This window comes from Bartonella sp. PS7NMGDW (assembly GCF_042193585.1).
GTDB classification, from domain to species: domain Bacteria; phylum Pseudomonadota; class Alphaproteobacteria; order Rhizobiales; family Rhizobiaceae; genus Bartonella; species Bartonella grahamii.
Map to the genome: position 1 here is coordinate 1 of NZ_JBHILX010000064.1, position 1,785 is coordinate 1,785.

Consider the following 1,785-nt stretch of genomic DNA (forward strand, 5'->3'; position numbering starts at 1 on the left):
TTAGATCGCTAGCTGTTTTGATAATAAAAGCCGTGTCTTAAAGGACGCGGCTTTTTTGCTATAAAGCAGCCCCCCGCGTTATTTAAGCAGCGTCTTTTAGTGACAGATTATCATCACAGATATCATTACGAATTTTTGCACGGCTATTCACAACAGCATTGCCATAAATTTGCACATGATGATCAATATTTGATTTGCCATAGACCTTGGCATGATCATAAATCCTTACAAAGCAACCAACACGAGCCGAGCCAGAAACCTTGGCATGACCATAGATACTTGAATAATCCTTAATCCAGGCATTACAAAAAACATGGGCATTATCATAAACCCGCGCCCAGACATAAACCCGTGACTTGCCATACACACGAGCATTGCCAAAAATATAGCCACAAACATAGGCACTTTCATAGACACGGGCATTGTCATAAACCTTGGCACCATTAGAAATAGTAGCATTATCACTAATTACGGCATTACCATAAACATGCCCACAGACCTTAGCGTTATCATGAATTTTTGCGTTATCATAAATATGAGCGGTTGTATCAAAAACCAATGCCTTGCCATTAACGATAGCATTGCCATACACCTTGGCACCTCTAAAGATTTTAGCATCATTATAAATTTTAGCATTTTCATAAACAGTTGCATCGAAAAGAACCGCGGCATTATCATAGACCCAGCAATTGCCATCATGGGATAAGTTACTTTCATTTTCAATAAAACCGCCGAGGTCCCCCGCCTTAACATCATCAAAATCTCTTAGAGCACGTATGCGGTGTAAAGTAAGACCATCAAAAGTGAAGTTTTCATTAGTAAATTCATATTTTTTAGATACAGTTGTAGTGGTCATAGGTAACTCCCTAATCTAACATTTGAATAAATTTTTGAATGAAATGGTTATAAGGAGGCGCCCCCGCCGCGCCCGCGCCGTTATTTAAGCTGTTTTCCTATGAGCACGACACATAACAAAGCAAATTTCACCATAAGGAGAAAGGCGTTCTGTATAAACATTATTCATTGTGTCACCACAAATATTCTTAGTAACAATAGCCATGCCACATGCATTGGCATTTTCATAAACATGCACTTTACTTACAATTTTTGCACTATCGAAAACATGGGCATTATCATACACATGGGCATTGGCAAAAACCTTTGCTGAATCGTAGACGCGAGCATTACCATATACAAAACCACCAACACCTGCATTGCCATAAACCTGCGCATTTTCGTAAACACGACCAGGGCTCACAACAATGGCCTGATCACCAACCCAGCAATTACCATCATGGGAAAGATTTTCTTCAGATTCAATATAGCCACCAAGTTGACCAGCTTTAACATCACCAAAATCTCTTAACGCCTTAATGCGATAAAGTTTTTTACCCTCACGAAGAATTGTTTGATTGGTGAGTTGATATTTTTTTACAGAATTTTGCATAATAAATCCTTACGAAATTAGGTTTTTAATTGACAGCCCATAAGGGCGCCGGGCGCTAAAAACACGGTCGTAAGTCCGCCGCTATACTTTCCCCTCGCGAAGGGTATTGTATGGTATAGCTACACCCGACAAAATCGTTATATGCCAATGATAGCACAAAAGAAAGTCAGTATTTTAAGAAATGGGAAAAACCTTACGTGGTTTAACCGCTTACGATTAAGTGTTTTTAGCACTTGTCGAAATTTCTAAACGAACCTTTTTTTAATGTCAATACGTATTTTTTATTTTTTTCAATTTTTTTCATTTTGATACCTACCTAATTGAATACCAAGTGCTTT

The 1,785-nt window shown here is 38.4% G+C and carries 2 protein-coding genes; both read right to left on the reverse strand.

Going from position 1 to position 1,785, the window contains the following annotated elements; genetic code table 11:
* Positions 1-82: 82 nt before the first annotated feature.
* The gene (locus ACFIKJ_RS09165) at positions 83-856 is read right to left on the reverse strand and encodes a hypothetical protein (RefSeq protein WP_375670534.1); all 774 of its coding nucleotides are present in this window, start codon (positions 854-856) and stop codon (positions 83-85) included.
* Positions 857-940: 84 nt separating this feature from the next.
* Positions 941-1,447 carry a hypothetical protein gene (locus ACFIKJ_RS09170; protein ID WP_375627031.1) on the reverse strand — a complete coding sequence of 169 codons (507 nt, stop codon included), beginning with the start codon at positions 1,445-1,447 and terminating at the stop codon, positions 941-943.
* Between the last annotated feature and the right edge of the window lie 338 nt (positions 1,448-1,785).